General features: G+C 42.8%; 19 protein-coding genes. 5 read left to right on the plus strand and 14 right to left on the minus strand.

What is annotated here, in order from left to right:
• Positions 1-23 precede the first annotated feature (23 nt).
• The 3 genes from murT (at position 24) to FQT24_RS04975 (ending at position 3359) form a co-directional block, all read left to right on the plus strand.
• Positions 24-1367, plus strand: a complete 1344-nt coding sequence (gene murT / locus FQT24_RS04965) for a lipid II isoglutaminyl synthase subunit MurT (RefSeq protein WP_143952362.1) — start codon at positions 24-26, stop codon at positions 1365-1367.
• A complete protein-coding gene (gene gatD, locus FQT24_RS04970) occupies positions 1367-2149 on the plus strand; it encodes a lipid II isoglutaminyl synthase subunit GatD (protein ID WP_143952363.1) in 783 nt (260 codons plus the stop codon). The genes murT and gatD overlap by 1 nt, the downstream gene beginning before the upstream one ends.
• A gap of 127 nt (positions 2150-2276) precedes the next feature.
• Positions 2277-3359: a M24 family metallopeptidase gene (locus FQT24_RS04975; RefSeq protein WP_143952364.1), complete on the plus strand. Its 1083-nt coding sequence runs from the start codon at positions 2277-2279 to the stop codon at positions 3357-3359.
• A 415-nt stretch (positions 3360-3774) separates the two neighbouring features.
• Here the strand turns inward: FQT24_RS04975 and FQT24_RS04980 are convergent, their stop codons facing one another.
• The 8 genes from FQT24_RS04980 to FQT24_RS05015 form a co-directional block, all read right to left on the minus strand.
• Entirely contained in the window at positions 3775-4236 is a 462-nt protein-coding gene (locus FQT24_RS04980) for an ECF transporter S component (RefSeq protein ID WP_000814989.1), read from the minus strand.
• Positions 4214-4987 carry a bifunctional hydroxymethylpyrimidine kinase/phosphomethylpyrimidine kinase gene (locus tag FQT24_RS04985; RefSeq protein ID WP_143952365.1) on the minus strand — a complete coding sequence of 258 codons (774 nt, stop codon included), beginning with the start codon at positions 4985-4987 and terminating at the stop codon, positions 4214-4216. The genes FQT24_RS04980 and FQT24_RS04985 overlap by 23 nt, the downstream gene beginning before the upstream one ends.
• Positions 4977-5726, minus strand: a complete 750-nt coding sequence (gene truA, locus FQT24_RS04990; RefSeq protein WP_143952366.1) for a tRNA pseudouridine(38-40) synthase TruA — start codon at positions 5724-5726, stop codon at positions 4977-4979. Before truA ends, FQT24_RS04985 begins: the two co-directional genes overlap by 11 nt.
• Before the next feature lie 99 nt (positions 5727-5825).
• A complete protein-coding gene (locus tag FQT24_RS04995; protein ID WP_143952367.1) occupies positions 5826-6977 on the minus strand; it encodes an MFS transporter in 1152 nt (383 codons plus the stop codon).
• 126 nt (positions 6978-7103) lie between these two features.
• Entirely contained in the window at positions 7104-7733 is a 630-nt protein-coding gene (locus FQT24_RS05000) for a Pr6Pr family membrane protein (RefSeq protein WP_049486841.1), read from the minus strand.
• Between the two features lie 2 nt (positions 7734-7735).
• Positions 7736-8074: a zinc ribbon domain-containing protein YjdM gene (locus FQT24_RS05005; protein ID WP_001061584.1), complete on the minus strand. Its 339-nt coding sequence runs from the start codon at positions 8072-8074 to the stop codon at positions 7736-7738.
• Positions 8075-8205: 131 nt separating this feature from the next.
• Entirely contained in the window at positions 8206-8877 is a 672-nt protein-coding gene (gene cmk, locus FQT24_RS05010) for a (d)CMP kinase (protein ID WP_143952368.1), read from the minus strand.
• Between the two features lie 8 nt (positions 8878-8885).
• On the minus strand, positions 8886-9356 hold the full coding sequence (locus FQT24_RS05015; protein WP_143952369.1) for an SAG1386/EF1546 family surface-associated protein: 471 nt from the start codon (positions 9354-9356) through the stop codon (positions 8886-8888).
• A 45-nt stretch (positions 9357-9401) separates the two neighbouring features.
• Between FQT24_RS05015 and FQT24_RS05020 the strand changes: the two genes are divergently transcribed.
• On the plus strand, positions 9402-9608 hold the full coding sequence (locus FQT24_RS05020) for a ferredoxin (RefSeq protein WP_000705155.1): 207 nt from the start codon (positions 9402-9404) through the stop codon (positions 9606-9608).
• A gap of 50 nt (positions 9609-9658) precedes the next feature.
• Here the strand turns inward: FQT24_RS05020 and FQT24_RS05025 are convergent, their stop codons facing one another.
• From FQT24_RS05025 to FQT24_RS05050, 6 genes are all read right to left on the minus strand, one after another.
• Entirely contained in the window at positions 9659-10624 is a 966-nt protein-coding gene (locus FQT24_RS05025) for a glycosyltransferase family 2 protein (protein WP_143953023.1), read from the minus strand.
• Position 10625: 1 nt separating this feature from the next.
• Entirely contained in the window at positions 10626-11645 is a 1020-nt protein-coding gene (gene galE / locus FQT24_RS05030) for a UDP-glucose 4-epimerase GalE (RefSeq protein ID WP_143952370.1), read from the minus strand.
• A gap of 102 nt (positions 11646-11747) precedes the next feature.
• Positions 11748-12851: an NAD(P)/FAD-dependent oxidoreductase gene (locus FQT24_RS05035; protein WP_185952545.1), complete on the minus strand. Its 1104-nt coding sequence runs from the start codon at positions 12849-12851 to the stop codon at positions 11748-11750.
• A 16-nt stretch (positions 12852-12867) separates the two neighbouring features.
• Positions 12868-13665 (minus strand): Nif3-like dinuclear metal center hexameric protein, encoded by a 798-nt coding sequence (locus tag FQT24_RS05040; protein ID WP_143952372.1) that lies wholly within the window; start codon positions 13663-13665, stop codon positions 12868-12870.
• Positions 13652-14329: a tRNA (adenine(22)-N(1))-methyltransferase gene (locus FQT24_RS05045; protein WP_143952373.1), complete on the minus strand. Its 678-nt coding sequence runs from the start codon at positions 14327-14329 to the stop codon at positions 13652-13654. The genes FQT24_RS05040 and FQT24_RS05045 overlap by 14 nt, the downstream gene beginning before the upstream one ends.
• 101 nt (positions 14330-14430) lie before the next feature.
• Positions 14431-16767: a cation-translocating P-type ATPase gene (locus FQT24_RS05050; RefSeq protein ID WP_143952374.1), complete on the minus strand. Its 2337-nt coding sequence runs from the start codon at positions 16765-16767 to the stop codon at positions 14431-14433.
• A 132-nt stretch (positions 16768-16899) separates the two neighbouring features.
• Here FQT24_RS05050 and FQT24_RS05055 point away from each other — a divergent pair, with 132 nt between their 5' ends.
• Positions 16900-17649, plus strand: coding sequence for a lysophospholipid acyltransferase family protein (locus tag FQT24_RS05055; protein ID WP_143952375.1), 750 nt, complete (start codon positions 16900-16902; stop codon positions 17647-17649).
• Positions 17650-17652: the final 3 nt, after the last annotated feature.

The raw sequence follows: 17652 nt of genomic DNA on the forward strand, positions 1-17652 counted from the left end.
CTCTTTTATGATATAATAGAAACATGAAATTAAAAACTACTTTGGGCCTCCTAGCTGGGCGTTCTTCCCACTTCGTTTTAAGCCGTCTTGGCCGTGGAAGTACACTCCCAGGAAAACTTGCCCTTCAATTTGATAAAGATATTTTACAAAACCTTGCTAAGAACTACGAGATTGTCGTGGTCACTGGAACTAACGGAAAAACCCTAACAACTGCCCTGACTGTCGGCATTTTAAAAGAGGTTTATGGTCAGGTTCTTACTAACCCAAGCGGTGCCAACATGATTACAGGGATTGCAACAACCTTCCTAACAGCCAAGTCTTCTAAAACTGGGAAAAACATTGCCGTCCTCGAAATCGATGAAGCCAGCCTATCTCGTATCTGTGACTATATCCAGCCAAGCCTTTTTGTCATCACCAACATCTTCCGTGACCAGATGGATCGCTATGGTGAGATTTACACAACTTATAAGATGATTTTGGATGCCATTCGTAAGGTGCCTACAGCCACTGTTCTTCTAAATGGTGATAGCCCTCTTTTCTACAAGCCAGCTATTCCAAATCCTGTAGAGTATTTTGGTTTTGACTTGGAAAAAGGACCAGCCAAACTGGCTCACTACAATACTGAAGGGATTCTCTGTCCCGACTGTCAAAGCATCCTCAAATATGAGCACAATACCTATGCCAACTTGGGGGCCTATATCTGTGAAAATTGTGGCTGCAAACGTCCTGATCTCAACTATCGCTTGACAGAACTAGTTGAGTTGACCAACAATCGCTCTCGCTTTGTCATTGACGGACAAGAATACGGTATTCAAATCGGTGGTCTCTACAATATCTACAACGCCCTAGCTGCAGTTGCTATCGCCCGTTTCCTCGGTGCAGATTCGCAACTCATCAAGCAGGGATTTGACAAGAGCCGTGCTGTCTTTGGACGTCAAGAAACCTTCCATATTGGGGACAAGGAATGCACCCTCGTCTTGATTAAAAATCCTGTTGGTGCAACTCAAGCTATCGAGATGATTAAACTAGCACCTTATCCATTTAGTCTATCTGTTCTCCTTAATGCCAACTATGCAGACGGAATTGATACTAGCTGGATCTGGGATGCTGATTTTGAACAAATCACTGACATGGACATTCCCGAAATCAACGCTGGCGGTGTTCGCCATTCTGAAATCGCTCGTCGTCTCCGAGTAACAGGCTATCCAGCTGAGAAAATCACTGAGACAAGTAATCTGGAACAAGTTCTTAAGACCATTGAAAACCAAGACTGCAAGCATGCTTATATTCTGGCTACCTATACTGCTATGCTTGAATTTCGCGAACTGCTGGCTAGTCGTCAGATTGTTAGAAAGGAGATGAACTAATGGTTTATACTTCACTTTCCTCAAAAGCTGGCAATTACCCTTATCAGCTCAACATTGCCCACCTCTACGGAAATCTCATGAATACCTACGGGGACAATGGAAACATCCTCATGCTCAAGTATGTGGCTGAAAAACTGGGAGCCCATGTGACCGTTGACATCGTTTCTCTCCATGATGACTTTGATGAAAATCACTACGACATTGCCTTTTTCGGTGGTGGTCAAGACTTTGAACAGAGTATCATTGCAGACGACCTACCTGCTAAAAAAGAGAGCATTGACAACTACATCCAAAACGACGGTGTGGTTCTGGCTATCTGCGGTGGTTTCCAACTATTGGGCCAATATTATGTTGAAGCTTCAGGGAGACGCATCGAAGGACTAGGGGTCATGGGCCACTACACCCTCAATCAGACCAATAACCGTTTTATCGGGGACATCAAGATTCACAATGAAGATTTCGATGAAACCTACTATGGTTTTGAAAATCATCAGGGCCGTACCTTCCTCTCAGATGATCAAAAACCGCTGGGACAGGTTGTCTATGGAAATGGAAATAACGAAGAAAAAGTCGGCGAAGGGATTCATTATAAGAATGTCTTTGGTTCCTACTTCCACGGGCCTATCCTCTCTCGTAATGCCAATCTAGCTTATCGCCTAGTCACTACTGCCCTCAAGAAGAAATATGGTCAAGACATTCAACTCCCTGCTTATGAGGACATTCTCAGCCAAGAAATCGCTGAAGAATACAGTGATGTCAAAAGCAAGGCTGACTTTTCTTAAACAAAGGAAAATGATATCAAAGAACTCCGTTATCTTGTCGGAGTTCTTTTTGTCTGTTCTTTTACCCTTCTCCCTTGCATTTTCTCTCATTTTTTGCCAAAATAGAGGGGTAGAAAGAAGGTAGCATATGTCTAAATTACAACAAATCGTAACATATCTTGAATCAGAAAAACTAGACGTCGCTGTCGTATCTGACCCCGTCACAATCAATTACCTCACTGGCTTTTACAGTGATCCCCATGAACGCCAAATGTTCCTTTTTGTCCTAGCAGATCAAGAACCCCTCCTCTTTGTCCCAGCCCTTGAAGTGGAGCGTGCAAGTAGCACAGTTTCCTTCCCAGTTGTGGGCTATGTGGACTCTGAAAATCCATGGCAAAAAATGAAACATGCTCTTCCACAGCTTGACTTCAAACGTGTCGCTGTTGAGTTTGACAATCTCATCTTAACAAAATATCATGGTTTAAAAACCGTTTTTGAAACTGCTGAGTTTGAAAACCTCACTCCTCGTATCCAACGCATGCGCCTCATCAAATCAGCTGATGAAGTGCAAAAAATGATGGTGGCAGGTCTCTATGCGGACAAGGCTGTTAAGGTTGGTTTTGATAATATTTCTCTTGATAAGACAGAGACAGATATCATCGCTCAAATTGACTTTGCCATGAAACGTGAAGGCTATGAAATGAGCTTTGATACCATGGTCTTGACTGGTGATAATGCTGCAAATCCACACGGTATTCCAGCAGCTAATAAGGTTGAAAATGATGCTCTTCTCCTCTTTGACCTTGGTGTTCTGGTCAACGGCTATGCGTCAGATATGACTCGTACAGTCGCTGTTGGTAAACCTGACCAATTCAAGAAAGACATTTACAACTTGACTCTTGAAGCCCAACAAGCTGCTCTTGACTTTATCAAACCAGGTGTGACTGCCCATGAAGTGGACCGCGCTGCCCGTGAGGTCATCGAAAAAGCTGGTTACGGTGAATACTTCAACCACCGTCTCGCTCACGGTATCGGTATGGATGTCCATGAATTCCCATCTATCATGGAAGGAAACAACATGGTCATCGAAGAAGGAATGTGCTTCTCTGTTGAACCAGGTATCTATATCCCTGGTAAAGTCGGTGTCCGTATCGAAGACTGCGGTGTTGTTACCAAGGATGGCTTTGACCTCTTTACAAGCACCAGCAAAGATTTGCTTTATTTTGATTAATATTCATCTAATACTCAATAAAAATCAAAGTGCAAACTAGGAAACTAGCCGCAGGTTGCTCAAAACAATGTTTTGAGGTTGTAGATAGAACTGATGAAGTCAGCTCAAAACACTGTTTTGAGGTTGTGGATAGAACTGACGAAGTCAGTAACCATACCCATGGCAAGGCGACGTTGACGCGGTTTGAAGAGATTTTCGAAGAGTATAAAATCTTCCCACAATAAAACGCATAGTATCAAAATTTTTCAACACCTGATACTATGCGTTTTTCTTATTTGAAAGACTTTTGACTCAGCCTCTTTATACTCAATGAAAATCAAAGTGCAAACCAGGAAGTTAGCCGCAGGTTGCTCAAAACAATGTTTTGAGGTTGCAGATGGAAGCTGACGTGGTTTGAAGAGATTTTCGAAGAGTATTACTTAATCTTCTTGATACTTTGACTAAGGATAAATCCTACAATCATCCCTACCATATTTTGCATGAAATTTGGTAGAATTTCTGGTAGGGCTGCAGCCCAGCCATTCATCAATGTAGAACCCAAGGCGTAACCCCCTACCATGGCAATCGTTGCTAAGATAAGGCCTAACCACTGAGTTTTTCCTTTAAATCCTGCGAAAAATCCCTGCAAGCCATGGTTGACCAAGCTAAAGAACATCCACTGAGGGTAGCCTGATAAGAGATCAATCAAGAAACCTGCTAGTCCTCCTACTACAGCCCCTTCACGACTACCAAAGTAGAAGGCCGTAAAGAAGACACCCGCATCTAAAAGAGTTAGAATGCCTGTCGGTGTTGGAATTTTTAAGAAATAACCTAGAACCACAGAGAGGGCGGTTAATAGGGATACAAGGGCGATTTTAGTTGTTTTGGTTTGCTTCATATTGTCTTACTCCATACTGATCTGCTTGTGCAATAGCACGATAAACGAAAGCCTTAGAGCTTTCTACTGCTGGTAAAAGTTCATCACCTTTAACCAAGTGACTGGCAATGCTAGAGGCAAAGGTACAACCTGCACCAGCATTTTGCCCTTGGATAACAGGATTTTCTAGGACTGTAAAGTTTTGTCCATCATAAAAGACATCTACAGCCTTGTCCTGACTAAGGCGATTGCCTCCCTTGATAATGACTGCTGGCGCGCCTAAGTCATGCAATTTCTGAGCTGCTGTTTTCATGTCTTCCAAGGTTTTAATTTCCTGACCTGCCAATAATTCTGCTTCAGGAAGATTAGGCGTAATCACACTGACATAAGGGAAAAAGCGAATCAACTCTTGGCAGAGTTCACTAACTGCTACGTCGTGCGTTTCCTTGCAGACCAAGACAGGATCCAGAACCACAGGCACTCCTTGGCGTTGCTTGATAAAGTCCAAAGCCTTCTCAGCCATACTGACAGTTGGTAGAAGACCAATCTTAATCCCTGCAAATTCCACATCACGCAAGCTATCTAATTCATGTTGAAAAATGGTATCGTCAGTTGGAAAGACTTCAAAGCCCTTTTCCGTCAAGGCTGTCAAACAAGTCACTGCTACAAAACCATGCAAGCCGTTCAAAGTATAGGTAGCCAAATCCGCGGACAAACCACCACCACTAAAAATATCATTTCCAGAAAGTGCTAAAATACGATTATTCTTCATAACGAATCTCCTTTAAATACAAACCATTTGGTGCTGCAGTGGGACCTGCAAGCTGCCTGTCCTTTTTCTTCAAGATGAGGTCAATCTGCTCTACTGGCATGCGGTTATTGCCGATTTTGAGCAGTGTCCCCACCATATTGCGAATCTGCTTATACAAGAAACCATTTCCTGAAAAGGTAAAAGTCAAAAACTGGCCTGTCTCATCAACCCTAAGACTAGCTTCTGTAATAGTACGAACCTTGTCCTCTACACTAGTCCCAGAGGCTGTAAAACCGGTAAAATCATGGGTTCCCTCTAGCTTTTTGATTGCAATCTGCATGCGTTCCACATCGAGTGGATAGGGAAAGTGAGTGGCATAGTGACGGCGCATAGGATTCTTGGGACGGCCCCTATCCACGATAAACTCATAGATCTTACTGTGCTTGGCATAACGGCAATGAAAATCATCCGCCACAAGCTCAATCGAAATCACATCAATATCTTCAGGGGACTGGGTGTCCAAGGCAAAGCGAAGTTTTTCCTCATCCATTTGATAGGGCAAGTCAAAATGAATCACCTGTCCCAGAGCATGAACCCCACTATCTGTCCTACCAGCACCGTGAACAGTAATGGCTTGCCCTTTATTTAACCTGCTCAAGGTTTTTTCAATTTCTTCCTGAACGCTACGCGCATGAGGCTGGCGCTGAAAACCAGCAAAGGCGTAACCATCATAGGAAATAGTTGCTTTATATCTCGTCATAGCTTCCATTTTATCAAGAAATTAGTCTGTAGACAAGGTCCTAAAACAAATATTGTCTGGGTACAAAATTCACAAAAAGAAAAACTTAGGAAACCAATCCTAAGCTCTCTTTTGAAGTAAGTACATGACAAAGATAGAGGTTACAATCAACCAAGATCCTAAGATGGCAAAGACCAACATCCCATTGTGAGTTAGTAAGCCAATTGCACCTAAAATAAATGGAGTGGTAAAGGCTCCGAAACTACATCCTAAAACTGCAAATGAAGTTGCTTGATTGAGGAGTTTAGCTGGAATTCGTTCAGAGACCAGTTGAAAGACCGTCGTCAAGGCTACACTATAGGCAAAACCAGCCAGAATACTTCCTGCCACTACCACCCACAAGGATGAAGACAAGGCAATCACGATTTGCCCCAAGCCGAAGGTAATACCAGACCAGAGGAGCAGTTTCTCTTTAAATATTGAAATCAGGAAAGAAAAACTAACACCAGCCACAATCCCGATTAACTGCATGACACTAAGAACAAAACTAGATAACTGGGCATCTCCCAGTCCTCTTTCCACCATCAAACTTGGAATACGGATGGTAATAGCTGTATTGGTACAAACTACAACTGCCGCTTCGATAGCTAGGATAAAAATCAAGCCTTTCATTTCTCGAGTTAAGCGACTTACTTCCTTCGCTTTTTTCTTGACTTCTTTCTTTTCTTTTCCATAAGGTACAAAGAGCAGATAAAGGGTCAGTACCAAAAATCCAGCACTATAGGCTAGGAAGGTAGCTGTCCAACCGGAGGCCAACAATTGGCCGACTGCCAAGGTAATGAGAGAAGCCCCAACGACCTCTGCAGAACCGCGTAACCCTAGCATCTGTATTCTCGTTTTCCCTTGATAACGTTCACTGATAATGGAAATGGCCTTGGCATTGATCATCCCAACACCCAAACCAAAAAGAATCCTTGTTCCAAAAACAAAGGGATAGGCTTGATACCAAAAGGGTGCTGTTCCACTCAGTGATAAAATCAGCAATCCCAAACTAATCTGTAATCGCTCAGGAAATATTTTTTCTAAGAAACCATTTAGTAGTAACATAATCATGATCCCAAAAGATGGCAAGCTCGCCAAGAGCTCAATTTGTTCCTTAGGATAGCCTTGATAATAGTCAAACATGGCTGGCAGGGCACTCGAGATGGAAAAGGACGTAATCAAAACGAGGGAGAGAGCCAAAATACTGGCCCGTTCTAAAAATTGTTTCATGAAATCTCTTTCTATATTTTCTCTTAATCTTCTGTCTCTTTTGATAGTTATCAAACAAGCAAGAAAAGAAGAAGCCTCTTTAGTGTATAGACTCCTTCTTAAACTCGAAAATGAATCCCTTGTATCTTAGGATGACTTTCTCTTGATTTGCTTGATAAAGTAGAAGATAAATCCTGCCACCATATAGGCAACAAAGATAATCAGACACCACTTGAACACGACATCCCAACCCTTGTTCACATTCAAAAAGAAGTAAGGGAAGGGACTGACCTTAGAATTAGGAACATCAAGTTTCAATACCAAGCCATTAAAAAGAGCAAAAATCATATACAGCAAGGGTAAAATCGTCCACACAACCGGATCCCAAATCTTGTATTGACCCTGTTTGTCAAAAAAGAGGGTATCTGCTAAAAACCAAAGGGGAACGATATAGTGGCAAAGGAAATTTTCTAGGGTATAGAAATTAGTCGCAATGGGCGCCAGGAGGAAATGGTAAATCACACAGGTAATCATGATACTCATAGTGACTCCACCTTTTAAGCGCAAGAGACTTGATCTTTGCCAGTTTTCACCTAAACGGCTCATAACCTTTAGGAGATAGAGCGTAAAAATCGCGACTAAAAGGTTGGACAGAACCGTATAATAGAGTAGCATCCCAAATCCACCATGCTTGGCGATTTCAAGATAAACTCCCGTAAAAGCCGCTAGAAACAAGAAGATACGGCTATAAAATACAAGTTTATAGTGTTTTGACATACTTAAATTTTCTTCACAAACTCTGATTTGAGTTTCATGGCACCAAAGCCATCAATTTTACAGTCGATATTGTGGTCGCCTTCTACGATGCGGATATTTTTCACGCGCGTCCCTTGTTTCAAATCTTTTGGCGCACCTTTTACCTTCAAGTCCTTGATGAGAGTGACTGTATCACCGTCAGCCAATTTATTTCCGTTGGCATCGATAGCAACAAGACCCTCTTCTACATCTGCAACTTCAGCAGGATTCCACTCATGAGCACACTCTGGGCAAACCAGTAGGGCACCGTCTTCGTAGACATACTCTGAGTTACATTTTGGGCAATTTGGTAGGTTGTTCATGGTTTCTCCTTATAATCATTCACTATTCTTTGAAAATCAAAATTTCTCGAACAGCAACTATTATACCTTAAAATCAGCATTTTGACAAATTTAGAAAAAAAACCGATATCAATCTATCGGCTTCTCTACATTTACATTCTTTTTTCAGCTTCTGCTTTGATTTTTTCAACTACTTCTTGAATGTTCAAACCAGTTGTATCAAGGTAAACCGCATCCTCTGCTTGTTTGAGAGGCGAAGTCTCACGATGACTATCCTTGTAGTCACGCGCAGCAATTTCCTCTTTTAGAGTTTCAAGGTCTGTTTCAATTCCCTTGGCAATATTTTCCTTGTAACGGCGCTCTGCTCTCTCATCGACTGAAGCTACTAGGAAAATTTTCAATTCTGCTTGTGGCAATACAACAGTTCCAATATCACGACCATCCATGACAATCCCACCTTGCTGGGCAATCTCTTGTTGGAGGGAAACTAGTTTCTCACGCACTTGAGGAATTGCTGCAATAGCTGAAACATGATTTGTCACTTCATTTTCACGCATAGGATGGGTAATATCCACATCTCCTACAAAGACAAGTTGTTCTCCAGTTTCTGAGCGCCCAAAACTGATTGGATGCTGGTCCAATAAGGCTAAAAGTTCCTCAATCTCTTCCACTCCTAACTGGTGTTTCAGAGCCATATATGTCGCTGCACGATACATAGCACCTGTATCTAGATAGGTGTAACCAAAATCCTTAGCAATAATCTTTGCGACCGTACTCTTACCACTTGAAGCTGGACCGTCAATAGCAATTTGAATTGTTTTCATATCAACTCCTATTTGATTTTAACAACATCACCTGGATTAGCAAACCAAGACCCTGTAGCCATATGACTAGGATTTAAGGCTTCTAACTGAGCAATCGAAATCCCAGCGCGAGCTGCAATGGCTGCTTCTCCTTCTCCAGCTAAGACTTTTGTCGTCCCTTCTGGATCTGTAGCTTCCTCCGAGTGTTCAGAAGAAGATTCTGAACTCTGTTCAGGCTGGGAACTACTAGAAGATGAAATCTGTACTACATTTGCGTCTGAATCGTGAAAATCTTTCAAGGCTGCTGTGCGATTACTCCCACCCGATGATAGATAGATGAGAACAATAATCATCACTACCACAATTACAAAGAAAATACTGGCTAGGATCGTCAAGACACGATTGGCTACTACATCTCTACCTTGAGTTCTCTTACGACGTTCTGATCTTGTTTCTTCTTGATTTTCATAAATATCTTCTTGCCACGGTTCTTTTGCCATACCTTACTCCTTGTTTTTTTTTACTTTTCTTATTACAATATAAATATGAAAATCACACTTATACCTGAACGATGCATCGCCTGTGGGCTTTGCCAAACTTATTCTGATTTATTTGATTACCATGATAATGGAATCGTGCGTTTTTACGATGATCCTGATCAACTGGAAAAAGAAATTTCTCCTAGTCAGGACGTCTTAGAGGCTGTTAAAAATTGCCCAACTCGCGCCCTGATTGGAAACCAGGAAGCCTAAATCAATGGCGATAACCCACTCCCTCTAGTTTAGCATATTTCCATGCAAAATTATAGTCTTTTCTCTTTATTTTTTTCTGTAAAATCAGGAAGGTCACTTTTTTCTTTGACGAGATAAAGTGGTCTTTTTTTAGTCTCTAGATAAATCTTACTGATATACTTGCCGAGAATCCCAATGGTCAAGAGTTGAATCCCACCAAGGAAGAGAATAACAGCCATCAGAGAGGTCCAACCTGATGTCGGATTGCCCAAAATGAGAGTCCGAACCACAACAAAAAAGGTCATAAGCAGAGAAATAAAACAAGATAGGAGACCTGCCACAAAGGCTATAATCAAGGGAAAATCTGAAAAATTAACAATCCCTTCAATGGAGTAGAAAAAGAGTTGCCTAAAACTCCAACTGGTCTTTCCAGCCTGCCTTTCGACATTTGGATAGTCCAAATAGTGAGTTTTAAAGCCGACCCAGGCAAAGAGTCCCTTAGAAAAACGATTGGACTCAGTCAAGCTTAAAATGGCATCCACTACAGATCTTCTCATCATGCGAAAATCACGGACACCTGACGGCAAGGCTACTGGACTAATTTTTTGCATAAGACGATAAAAGAGATTAGCACAGAAACTGCGAAAGAAGGGTTCTCCCCCTCGACTGGTTCTGCGTGTTCCAACACAGTCCAAGTCTGCATTTTTGTCTAGTAGAGCTTTCATCTCAAGCAACATACTAGGAGGATCTTGGAGGTCTGCATCCATCACCACCACCAAATCTCCTGTCGCATATTGTAAGCCTGCATAGAGAGCTGCTTCTTTGCCAAAATTTCGCGAGAAAGAAATATAATGAACTGCCGGATTTTGCTCCCGATAGGACTTTAATAGTTCCAAAGTCCCATCACTTGATCCATCGTCGACAAAGACATACTCTATTTCTGTTTCCAAATCTGGAAGTAAAGCTTCCAAAGCCTGATAAAAAAGAGGAAGTACTTCCTCTTCGTTTAAACAGGGGACAATGATTGACATCACCATCTTAGTCTTCAAATCCATTTGGATGCTTACTTTGCCAACGCCATGCGTCTTCACACATTTGGGTGATGCCGAGTTCTGCTTCCCAGCCGAGTTCTGCTTTGGCTTTTGCAGGATCTGAATAGCAGGCTGCAATATCACCTGGGCGACGGTCTACGATGCGGTAAGGAATTGGACGTCCGACTGCTTTTTCCATGTTTTGGATAATTTCAAGAACAGAATAGCCTTTACCTGTTCCAAGGTTATAAACGTTTAGACCTGAACCTTTTTGGATTTTTCTCAGAGCTGCAACGTGACCTTTAGCCAAATCGACAACGTGGATATAGTCACGAACACCAGTTCCGTCTTCCGTATCGTAATCGTCTCCAAACACTTGCACTTGCTCTAATTTTCCAACGGCTACTTGAGTCACATATGGCAAAAGATTATTTGGAATACCGTTTGGATTTTCTCCCAAATCACCACTCTCATGGGCTCCGATTGGGTTAAAGTAACGAAGTAAGACCACATTCCATTCTGAGTCTGCCTTGTAGATATCTGTCAAAATTTCCTCTAGCATAAGCTTAGTACGGCCGTATGGATTGGTCACTGAAAGTGGGAAATCTTCCAAGATGGGTACTGTGTGCGGATCTCCGTAAACTGTCGCAGAAGAACTGAAAATGATGTTTTTACAGTTGTTCTCTTCCATTACCTTCAAAAGACTAACAGTTCCAGCGATATTGTTGTCATAGTAGGCAAGAGGAATACGGGTAGATTCACCGACAGCCTTCAAGCCAGCGAAGTGAATGACCCCTGTTGGTTCTTCTTGCTTGAAAATATCTCTGAGAGTATCGGTATCACGGATATCTGCCTCATAGAAAGGCACTTCAACTCCTGTGACTCTTTCAACAACTTCTAAACTTTTTCTATTACTATTAACAAGGTTATCCACCACAACAACCTGATGACCTGCTTGGATTAACTCAATAACAGTGTGGGTTCCGATAAAACCTGCTCCACCCGTTACCAAAATCTTTTCTTGCATCTTTTTTCCTCGATTCTCGGATTATTTTTTCTTATTTTACCATTTTTGATAGGGAATGTCATTTGCCATCCTAGAGGGATGGCTAAAATTTCAGTAAAATATTTATTCGCTTTTTACCAGTTTGACATAGTTCTCAATTGGGTAGTTTAGAGGGTCCAAGGTCAATTTCTTTCCTTGAACCAGTTGAGCTAAATGGTAACCAATGATAGGACCAGTTGTAAGGCCTGATGAACCTAGTCCACTAGCCGCATAGACACCTGCTAAGTCTGGGACTTGTCCAAAGAAAGGAGAGAAATCACTGGTATAGGCACGGATTCCCACACGCTCAGCCCTTGAAATCGCTCTAGCTAAAACTGGATAGTGAGGTAAGGTTGCCTCCTCTATTTGCTGGAGCAAGGTGTCATCTACCGTCAAATCAAATCCCATGTCATTTTCATGGGTAGCACCTAATGATAATTTCCCACCTGCAAAGGGAATCAAATCCCATTCTCCCTCAGGCATGACAACAGGATAGTTTACCATGTCTTGCTCTACGTGATAATCTCGTAGTTGTCCTTTTTGAGGACGGACATCCACAGCATAGCCCAAGGGTTCTAACAAGTCCCCCAACCAAGCTCCCGTTGCCAAAATAACCTGATCAAATACCTCTTCGTCAATCTGGTAACCTGATGCTAAAGGTGTCAGAGTTACTTTTTCTTTGACCAGCTTGACCTGACTGGCTTCTAGCAAACGAGTGACCAAAAGCTGACCATCTACTCTCGCTCCACCAGAAGCATAGAGCAAGTGATCAAATCCCTGTAAACCAGGGAATAATTCATTAGCTGATGCTTGGTCCAGAATGGCTAACTGGCCTATCAAGGGAGATTCTTCTCTGCGATGGAATGCTAGTTGATAAAGTTCTTCCAACTTAGTTTCGTCCTTTTTAAGGAGAAAAACTCCCGAACGTTGGTAAAAGTCGATTTCTTGCCCTGACTTTTCTAAATCAGCCAACAAATCCACATAAAAATCAGCCCCCAAGCGCGCCATTTTGTACCAAGCTTTATTGCGACGTTTGGAAAACCAAGGACTGATAATTCCCGCTGCTGCCTTGGTGGCTTGCCCCTGTCCATGGTCAAAAACGGTTACTTCTAGGTCACTTTCTTTAGAGAGGTAGTAGGCAGCTGTTGCACCTACAATCCCTGCTCCGATAATGGCAACTTTTTTCATTGTTTTCACTTTCTAACTAGATATGGTGGAAAGGATTGGTCGATGCTTTACTAGGTACAATATCGATTGCCCAGCCTTTTTCCTCTTTCCATTGATTAAGAAGCTCTGCAATTTTTTCCACGAAAAGCACTTCAATATAGTGGCCTGGGTCCAATGCCAACAAACCATCAGACAGCATATCCTGAGCAGTATGGTAGTAAATATCACCAGTGATATAGACATCTGCCCCCTTTGCCAAAGCATCCTTATAGAATGACTGCCCACTTCCACCACAGATGGCCACTCTTGAAATAGGCTTCTGCAAATCGCTCTCTTGATAATGCACCATTCGAAGACTATCTAGACCAAAGACTTGCTTGACATTCTGGGCCAATTCCCCAAATGTCTGAGGCTGAACATTCCCAATACGTCCAATTCCACGTTCTGGACCTGTCTCCTGCAGATAGGTCGTTTCCTCGATACCTAGCATCTGACAGAACCAGTCATTGAGACCATTTTCAACGATGTCAATATTGGTATGGCTGACATAAACTGCGATGTCATGCTTGATGAGGTCGATGTAAATCTGATTTTGCGGACGGCCAGCTACCAAATCCTTGATGGGACGGAAAATCGGCGCATGCTTGACAATAATCAAGTCCACACCCTTTTCAATGGCTTCAGCCACCGTTTCTTCACGAATATCCAGAGCAACCATGACGCTTTGGATATCCTTGTCCAAAGTGCCAATTTGCAGGCCACGACTGTCTCCCTCCATGGAAAATTCCTGAGGGCAAAAGGCTTCATACGCGTTAATCACTTCACTTGCTAGCATGGAGAACCTCCTTGATGGCTTGAATTTTATCTACTAGAACTTGACGTTCCTCCAGATTTTTCTCTGGGATTTGTCCGAGGGCAAACTCTAGCTTAACAGCTTCTTTTTGCCATTTTTGGACAAATACTGGATTGAGCTCTTTAGACAAGAAGGGACCAAAGCGAACATCACTGGCTGACAGCTTCATTTGGCCTGCTTCCACCACCAAAATCTCGTAAAACTTGCCAGCTTCTTCTAGAATGCTTTCTGCCACAATCTGAAATCCGTTCTCTTGTAACCAGATACGCAAGTCGTCTTCACGATTATTGGGCTGGAGGATCAATCGTTCTACATGAGCTAACTTGTCCAAGCCTTCTTCTAAAATCCTAGCAATCAAACGACCACCCATGCCAGCAATAGTGATGACCGATACCTGATCTGCCTCTTCAAAAGCTGCCAAGCCATTGGCTAAACGAACCTGGATTTTCGCCTTTAGTCCGTGAGCCTCAACATTTTTAACCGCGGACTGGTAGGGGCCTTCCACCACTTCCCCTGCAATGGCACTTTTGATTTGTCCTCGTTCGACCAACTCGATAGGCAGATAAGCATGGTCACTCCCCACATCTAGTAAAATAGCCCCCTGTGGCACAAAGGAAGCCACCAATTCTAATCTCTTTGAAATCATCTTCTCTCTCTTTCCAAAACTCTGTTACCTCTTATTATACCACATTTCAGCTGGCAATCTTGCACCTAAAAAAAACGCAATCCACAGATTGCAGTCTTTCTTTATTTTCTGGCTTGATAACGACTGGTCAAGATGAAAATCACGGTAAAGACCAACATCATGACACCATAGACAGGCAATGTTTGTCCTGTTAATGTCGAAATTTCAAGCAATTTTTGGATTCTTGGGAAGAGAGCTGTGGCTAGGAAGCCTCCTACTGACCAAACAATCAAGAGGACACGCCATAGGGTAAATGGCATGCAGGCTCTAAATACGGATAAGAAACCAATTGACCCCAAGAGATAATAGAGGAGAGTTGAGATTTCTAACTCAGACCAACCTTGGCTACTTCCAACTATTTTCACAAAAAGAACGCTGAACACAACCATGAGAGCACTTGGTAGAGCGCGAAGCATGGATCTTCTGAGGAAGTTTGGCTCGACAGGTTTGATATTTCGCTCAAAAGTCAAAACGAATGGTGGGAAACCTTCCACAAATTGGTCAATCATGGTAATCTGGATTGGAATGAAAGGGAAGATCAAGATCCACTCAGACCGACCTAGTAAAGCACTGGCAATACAGATAACTGCGAGCAAGAAAGAATAGATGGTCTTTATCAAGAAAATCGGGGCGATATGGGCAATGTTATTGACCACGCGACGACCTTCAAAGAGAATCTCAGGAACATCATTAAAGTCTGAGTTCAAGAGAACCAAATTGGCAATCTGACGAGTCGCAGGATCTCCCTCAGCCATCACAATAGAACAATCCGCCTCACGAAGAGCCAAGATATCATTGACTCCGTCCCCGGTCATAGCCGTTGTATGCCCTGCTTTTTTCAGAGTTTGGATGATGAGTTTCTTTTGATGAGGGGAAACACGTCCGAAAATAGCTGTCTCCTCAGCCATAGCAACCAATTCCTCATCCGTGATTTTCGAGCAATCTACATAGCTGTGGTAGTCGGCAAAACCAGCCTTTTGGGCAATGCTGGAAACCGTAACTGGATTGTCACCAGATATAATCTTGAGTCCCACTTCCTGAGAACGGAGGTAGTCTAGTGTCTCAGCTGCTCCTTCTCGAATGGGGTCCAAAATCTCCAGCAAAGCTAGAGCTTGAATATCAGATGGTTTCTGTGGTTTGTGATGGTCTAGCTTTTCCTGACTGAGGGCTAAGACCAAGACACGTGAACCTCTCTCCAAGGCCTCCCTGGCTTCTGGGACTTCAGAATCCAGCAACATCTCAGGTGCACCTAAGAAAACTGTTCCCAAACCTTCCAATTCCATGGCTCCCCACTTGCGGTCGCTAGAGAAAGGAAGATTCGAAAGCATAGGATAGGAAACCTCTCCCACAAAACGCTGGCGAATAGCTTGAGCTGTTGGATTCTTATCCTCACTATGGGCCATATAGCTAGTCAGGATGCTAGCAATAGCTTCATCACCATAAGTTTCCGTCAGTGGAAGAACAGCCTCCACCTGCATCTTTCCTTGGGTAATGGTGCCCGTCTTATCCAGACAAAGCATATCCACGCGCGCCAAGGTCTCAACAGAGTACATCTCCTGCACCAAGACTTTTTTCAAGCCCAGCTTAATAACCGCAGTCAAGAGCGAAGTAATGGTCAAAAGGGCAATTCCCTTAGGCAACATTCCCAGTAGGGCTGTCGACGAATTTACAACGGATGACTTGAGAGGCAGGCCTTTTAACATCAAGGCTTCTAGCAAGAGAACCAGACCAAAAGGAATGATAATCTTCCCAGTAAAACCAGCTAACCTGTCCAGCGATTTCATGATACGTGAGTTGATCGGTTTAACGGTCTTGGCTTCCAGCATGAGTTTAGCAGCATAGTTGTCTGCCCCGACATGGTGAACTTGAGCTAAAACTGCCCCACTGGCTAAGAAACTTCCTGACAAAAGCAAGGCATCAACTTCCTTTTGCACCAAATCACTTTCCCCCGTCAACATGGCTTCATTGACTTCCGCAAAGCCTTCCAAAACCAAGGCATCACTGGGAATCTGCTCTCCAGCAGACAAACGAATGACATCTCCTAGAATCAATTCTTCAGGATTCAGAGCCACTTCTTGGCCATCACGAATAGTCTTGACCTTTTCCTTGCTCATGAGATTGAGCTTGTCCACCATGTGTTTAGCCCGCAGCTCAGTCACAATCCCAGAAAAAGCGTTAAAGCAGATAACAGCAAAAAAGACCAGATTGCTCCAAGCCTGCACAAAGGCAAGGGCCAAAGCAATGGCAAAGTTCAAAGCGTTAAAAAGGGTAAAGACATTTCGTTTAACGATTTGCCAAGTGCTAGTACTGGCCGATGCAGTAAAATCATTGACCAAGCCCTTAGCCTGTCTTTCCTTGACTTCTCTTTGGGTTAATCCCATAATCTTATTTTTATCCATAAATTCTATCATATCATTTTTTCTAAAAGAATTCTAATCTCACCCCAAATATGCACCTAGTCAAGGGAAAAGTTTGCCAGCCCTCCTTTGATAAGGTATAATAATAACAAGAAAATAATCGAAGGAGATCGCATGTTTTATACTTATTTACGTGGATTGGTTGTCTTGCTCCTATGGTCCATCAATGGCAATGCCCACTATCATAATACTGATAAAATTCCTAATCAAGATGAAAATTATATTTTGGTTGCGCCTCACCGCACTTGGTGGGATCCAGTTTACATGGCCTTTGCGACCAAGCCAAAACAATTTATCTTTATGGCCAAAAAAGAACTCTTTGCCAACCGTATATTTGGTTGGTGGATTCGTATGTGCGGTGCTTTTCCTATCGACCGTGAAAATCCTAGCGCCTCAGCCATCAAATACCCTATCAACGTCCTTAAAAAAAGTGATCGCTCTCTCATCATGTTTCCAAGTGGGAGCCGTCACTCAAACGATGTAAAAGGTGGCGTAGCTCTGATTGCCAAAATGGCCAAGGTCCGTATCATGCCGGTTACCTACACAGGTCCCATGACCTTGAAAGGCTTGGTTAGCCGTGAGCGTGTCGATATGAACTTTGGAAATCCAATCGATATCTCAGATATCAAGAAAATGAATGATGAAGGCATTGAAACAGTCGCCAATCGCATTCAAGCAGAATTCCAACGTTTGGACCAAGAAACGAAACAATGGCACAATGATAAAAAACCAAACCCACTCTGGTGGTTTATCCGCGTTCCTGCCCTCATCCTTGCCATTATCCTCGCTATCCTAACCATCATCTTTAGCTTTATCGCAAGCTTCGTATGGAATCCAGATAAGAAAAGAGAAAAACTTAGTTAAATA

Source organism: Streptococcus mitis (genome assembly GCF_901542415.1).
Taxonomy (GTDB): Bacteria; Bacillota; Bacilli; order Lactobacillales; family Streptococcaceae; genus Streptococcus; species Streptococcus mitis_BL.

What these genes read in the sequence shown, in the direction of transcription:
- murT (WP_143952362.1), top strand. Translation starts at nt 24, where the DNA reads ATGAAATTAAAAACTACTTTGGGCCTCCTAGCTGGGCGTTCTTCCCAC.
- gatD (WP_143952363.1), top strand. Translation starts at nt 1,367, where the DNA reads ATGGTTTATACTTCACTTTCCTCAAAAGCTGGCAATTACCCTTATCAG.
- FQT24_RS04975 (WP_143952364.1), top strand. Translation starts at nt 2,277, where the DNA reads ATGTCTAAATTACAACAAATCGTAACATATCTTGAATCAGAAAAACTA.
- FQT24_RS04980 (WP_000814989.1), bottom strand. Translation starts at nt 4,236, where the DNA reads ATGAAGCAAACCAAAACAACTAAAATCGCCCTTGTATCCCTATTAACC.
- FQT24_RS04985 (WP_143952365.1), bottom strand. Translation starts at nt 4,987, where the DNA reads ATGAAGAATAATCGTATTTTAGCACTTTCTGGAAATGATATTTTTAGT.
- truA (WP_143952366.1), bottom strand. Translation starts at nt 5,726, where the DNA reads ATGACGAGATATAAAGCAACTATTTCCTATGATGGTTACGCCTTTGCT.
- FQT24_RS04995 (WP_143952367.1), bottom strand. Translation starts at nt 6,977, where the DNA reads ATGAAACAATTTTTAGAACGGGCCAGTATTTTGGCTCTCTCCCTCGTT.
- FQT24_RS05000 (WP_049486841.1), bottom strand. Translation starts at nt 7,733, where the DNA reads ATGTCAAAACACTATAAACTTGTATTTTATAGCCGTATCTTCTTGTTT.
- FQT24_RS05005 (WP_001061584.1), bottom strand. Translation starts at nt 8,074, where the DNA reads ATGAACAACCTACCAAATTGCCCAAAATGTAACTCAGAGTATGTCTAC.
- cmk (WP_143952368.1), bottom strand. Translation starts at nt 8,877, where the DNA reads ATGAAAACAATTCAAATTGCTATTGACGGTCCAGCTTCAAGTGGTAAG.
- FQT24_RS05015 (WP_143952369.1), bottom strand. Translation starts at nt 9,356, where the DNA reads ATGGCAAAAGAACCGTGGCAAGAAGATATTTATGAAAATCAAGAAGAA.
- FQT24_RS05020 (WP_000705155.1), top strand. Translation starts at nt 9,402, where the DNA reads ATGAAAATCACACTTATACCTGAACGATGCATCGCCTGTGGGCTTTGC.
- FQT24_RS05025 (WP_143953023.1), bottom strand. Translation starts at nt 10,624, where the DNA reads ATGGTGATGTCAATCATTGTCCCCTGTTTAAACGAAGAGGAAGTACTT.
- galE (WP_143952370.1), bottom strand. Translation starts at nt 11,645, where the DNA reads ATGCAAGAAAAGATTTTGGTAACGGGTGGAGCAGGTTTTATCGGAACC.
- FQT24_RS05035 (WP_185952545.1), bottom strand. Translation starts at nt 12,851, where the DNA reads ATGAAAAAAGTTGCCATTATCGGAGCAGGGATTGTAGGTGCAACAGCT.
- FQT24_RS05040 (WP_143952372.1), bottom strand. Translation starts at nt 13,665, where the DNA reads ATGCTAGCAAGTGAAGTGATTAACGCGTATGAAGCCTTTTGCCCTCAG.
- FQT24_RS05045 (WP_143952373.1), bottom strand. Translation starts at nt 14,329, where the DNA reads ATGATTTCAAAGAGATTAGAATTGGTGGCTTCCTTTGTGCCACAGGGG.
- FQT24_RS05050 (WP_143952374.1), bottom strand. Translation starts at nt 16,767, where the DNA reads ATGGATAAAAATAAGATTATGGGATTAACCCAAAGAGAAGTCAAGGAA.
- FQT24_RS05055 (WP_143952375.1), top strand. Translation starts at nt 16,900, where the DNA reads ATGTTTTATACTTATTTACGTGGATTGGTTGTCTTGCTCCTATGGTCC.